At 73.0% G+C, this 3,359-nt stretch carries 3 protein-coding genes and 1 pseudogene; 2 read left to right on the top strand and 2 right to left on the bottom strand.

Annotation, left to right across the window (positions count from 1 at the left end):
* Positions 1–194: pseudogene (locus tag BMZ50_RS23435) on the top strand (hypothetical protein); the annotation flags it as partial.
* Between the two features lie 129 nt (positions 195–323).
* Here the strand turns inward: BMZ50_RS23435 and BMZ50_RS23440 are convergent.
* Positions 324–1,409: a cytochrome d ubiquinol oxidase subunit II gene (locus BMZ50_RS23440; protein WP_177212964.1), complete on the bottom strand. Its 1,086-nt coding sequence runs from the start codon at positions 1,407–1,409 to the stop codon at positions 324–326.
* The gene (locus BMZ50_RS23445; protein WP_177212965.1) at positions 1,406–2,800 is read right to left on the bottom strand and encodes a cytochrome ubiquinol oxidase subunit I; all 1,395 of its coding nucleotides are present in this window, start codon (positions 2,798–2,800) and stop codon (positions 1,406–1,408) included. Before BMZ50_RS23445 ends, BMZ50_RS23440 begins: the two co-directional genes overlap by 4 nt.
* A 105-nt stretch (positions 2,801–2,905) precedes the next feature.
* Between BMZ50_RS23445 and BMZ50_RS24465 the strand changes: the two genes are divergently transcribed.
* On the top strand, positions 2,906–3,061 hold the full coding sequence (locus BMZ50_RS24465) for a hypothetical protein (RefSeq protein ID WP_177212966.1): 156 nt from the start codon (positions 2,906–2,908) through the stop codon (positions 3,059–3,061).
* Positions 3,062–3,359 lie beyond the last annotated feature (298 nt).

Below are 3,359 nucleotides of genomic sequence, written 5' to 3' on the forward strand. Positions count from 1 at the left end.
AGGCCCGCGCCCTCGCCGCGCTGTCGGGCCGGCTGCCCGAGGCGTTCACCGCCGACGTGGCGTTCAAGAAGCCGCTGTACCTGCCCTCCACGGTCGCGCTGTCGACCGCGCGCGCCGACGGCGGCTGGGACTTCGGGGTGCGCAACGCCCGGACCGGCACCGAGCACCTGGTCGGCACGGTCCGGCCGGCCTGACCGCCGGGCCGTTCTCCGCGAGAGGGCGCGCCGTCGCCGGCGCTCAGGGGTGGGGGCCTCGCCGGAAGGCGAGGTCGCGGAGCAACCCGGCCGCCGCCGCGGCGAACACGACGGCGGCCACCACGGGATTCACCGTGCCGCCGGCTGCCGGGCCGCCTCGGCGGTGCTCCGCCCGGCCGCTTCCTCGCGCAGCTCTGCCGTCGTCGGGATCTCCTGCAACCGGTCGTGCTGCTGCAGCCACAACAGGTAGCCGTAGGAGGGCGCCACGATCACCACCACGAGGGCCGCGACCGCCAGCTCGGCCCGCATCGTGGCCACGGGGGCGCTGCCCGCCGCGAGGGTCAGCGAGGGGGGCAGCAGGTAGGGGTACTGGGCCCATCCCCAGCCCCCCACGACGGTGGCGACGGCGATCGCGGCGAGGGTGCGCAATGCCCAGGGCCGCTGCAGCACGATCACGACCAGGGCCGCGATCCCGGCCACCACCGAGGCCACGACCAGCGGGAGCGCCGGGCCGGTCAGCCGGTCGAACAGGTACGGGGCGCTCCCGTGCAGCAGGACCAGGTTGACCGCGGCCAGCGCACCGGTGAGCACGCCGGCGGCGAGGGCGCGGCGGGAGAAATAGCGCACCAGGTCAGGTTGGTCGCGGCGGTGGGAGTCCCCGACGAGGTACACCGCGGCGACGTAGGCGCAGGCGGCGACGAACAACGTCCCGGTGAGCAGCGCCGTCGGTGTGGTCCAGGACCCGACCGAGCTGCCCGACCCGTCGGCCGGCACCTGCCCGGTGGCCACCGCGCCGACGGCCGTGCCGAAGAAGAACGGGGTGAGCAGCGAGGCCGCGGCGAACAGCGCCCCGGTGAGCGCCTTGGTCGGCAGCCGCTCGGCCTCGTGCCGGAAGGCGAAGCCGACCCCGCGCACCAGGATGCCGAAGACGCCCACGGCGATCGGGATGAACAGCGTCGTCATGACGGCCGCGAACGCCGGCGGGAACGCCGTCCACAGCAGCACCAGACCGAACACGGTCCAGACCTGGTTGCCCTCCCAGACCGGGGTGATCGAGGCGTCGATCGCCGCGCGCGGCCTGGCCCCCCGTTCGGGGCCACCGGCCAGCAGGTCCCAGATCCCGCCGCCGAAGTCGGCCCCGGCGAACAGCGCGTAGGCCGCCATGACCGCGAGCAGGATGGTCGCGACGGCGAGGGTCTCCGGTGCCGGGGTCATGCCGGCACCCGCTCTGCGCGCTCGGCCGGCGGTGGCCCGTACGGCGTCTGCTCCTCGTCCTCCTGCCGGGCGTCGGCCCGGCGCCATCGGCGGCTCATCGTCCACGGCACGCCGATCACGACCGCGGTGAGCACCGCATAGATCACGAAGATCGCGATCAGGGTGGCCAGGACGCCGCCCGCGGTGGTGTCGGCGTCCTCCGTGAGCAGGTAGCCGTAGACGACCCAGGGCTGCCGGCCGACCTCGGTGACGATCCAGCCCAGCTCGACGGCGAGGATCGCGGCCGCCCCCGACAGTGCGGTCGGCACCAGGAACCAGCGGGTGCGCAGGATGCTCCGGCGGAAATACCAGATCCAGCCCTGCCAGGCGCCGAGCACCAGGAGCGCGAAGCCGATCCCGACCATCAGGTCGAAGGAGAGGTGGATCAGGTTGGGCCACGGGGGCCGCAGCCGCGGTCGCACGCTGTCCCAGCCGATCACCACCGTGTCGGGTCGGAACCCGACGAGGATCGAGTCCAGGGACGGGATCCCGATGCCGAAGTAGACGTGGCCGTCGAGGTAGATCCCGCCGATCCACTCGGTGACGTGGGAGTGGGTGTGGTCGACCAGTTCCATCGCGGCGAACTTGAGCGGCTGCTGCTCGGAGATCTTCCGGGCCGCCCAGTCGCCGGTGAGCACCTGGAGGGGCGCGGCGATCGCCCCGATCGCGAACGGGACACCGAAGCCCAGCCGGTGGTAGCGGTCCCGGCGGCCGCGGAGCAGGCCGACCGCGTAGATCCCGGCCACCGTGAACCCGACGACCATGTAGGCGGCCAGGATCATGTGCGGGACCTCGTAGAGGCTGGCGCGGTTGAAGAACACCGCCCACGGGTCGACGTCGGTGACCCGGCCATCGCTCAGCGTGAACCCGCCCGGCGTGTTCATCCACGAGTTCGCCGCCACCACCGACCAGGCGCCGAACACCGCGGCCACCACCAGTGGGGTCCCCAGCCACCAGTGCAGCCGCGGAGGCAGGCGCCGCCAGCCGTAGATGTAGATCGCCAGGAAGACGGCTTCGGTGAAGAACCAGATGCCCTCGACGCTGAACGGGATGCCGAAGGCGGCGCCGTAGCGCCTCATCAGCCCCGGCCACAGCAGGCCCAGCCCGAAGGACAGCACCATCCCCGACACCGCGCCGACCGCGAAGATGACCGCCATCATCTTCGACCACCGGCGGGCCAGCAGCACCGCCGCCGGGTCCCTGCGCCGCAGGCCGATCCGGTGGACGGTCAGGACGACGGCGGGGAAGGCGATGCCGAAGCAGGCGAAGACGATGTGGAAGGCCAGGGCCGCCGCGTACTGGGTGCGCTCGGGGATCGCGCCGTCGGCCAGGACCTGCGCCGCGCCGCTCACCGCGGAGCTCCCCACCGCTCGGCGGGATCCGGGACCGGTGGGCGTCCGGCATGTGTGCGAGGGCGCCCCGGGGGCACTGTCGGTGCCGGGGGTGACGGTGCGGTGATGGCGGTACTGCTCGTGATCGCGCTGGGGATGGGCATCGGGGCGCTGGGCCTCCTTCGGGAGGACCTCTACGTGGTCGGCGCCGTCATGGTCTTCATCGGCCTCGTCGGCCTCGTGGTCCGGGCTGTCGAGTGGCTTCGATGGCTACGGCAGTAGCGGGACGCCGTCGTCGTCAGCGCCGCACGGGTTGCATACCCCCGCCGGGGGACCCGTCAGCCGCGGTGTGCGGAAATTTGCAGTCACGCAACGATCTCCCGCTCGCACTGCGGCGGGCGGGGAACCGGGTGAGGTCGAGGTGACGCCGGCCGATCTGGTCGTCGCCGGCAACCGCGGGCAGACCCACTACGCGGCGTCGAAGGGGATCAACTCGCTGCAGCAGGGTGGGTTGCCGGTCGACGTCGCGGAGACGATCGCCTGGCTCTCCCAGCCGGGCAGCGCCGGGGTGAACGGTCAG

Origin of the sequence: Geodermatophilus ruber, from assembly GCF_900114385.1 — a bacterium.
Lineage (GTDB): Bacteria > Actinomycetota > Actinomycetes > Mycobacteriales > Geodermatophilaceae > Geodermatophilus > Geodermatophilus ruber.

Coding starts and splice junctions, on each gene's coding strand:
- BMZ50_RS24465 (WP_177212966.1), top strand. CDS start 2,906: ATGGCGGTACTGCTCGTGATCGCGCTGGGGATGGGCATCGGGGCGCTG.
- BMZ50_RS23440 (WP_177212964.1), bottom strand. CDS start 1,409: ATGACCCCGGCACCGGAGACCCTCGCCGTCGCGACCATCCTGCTCGCG.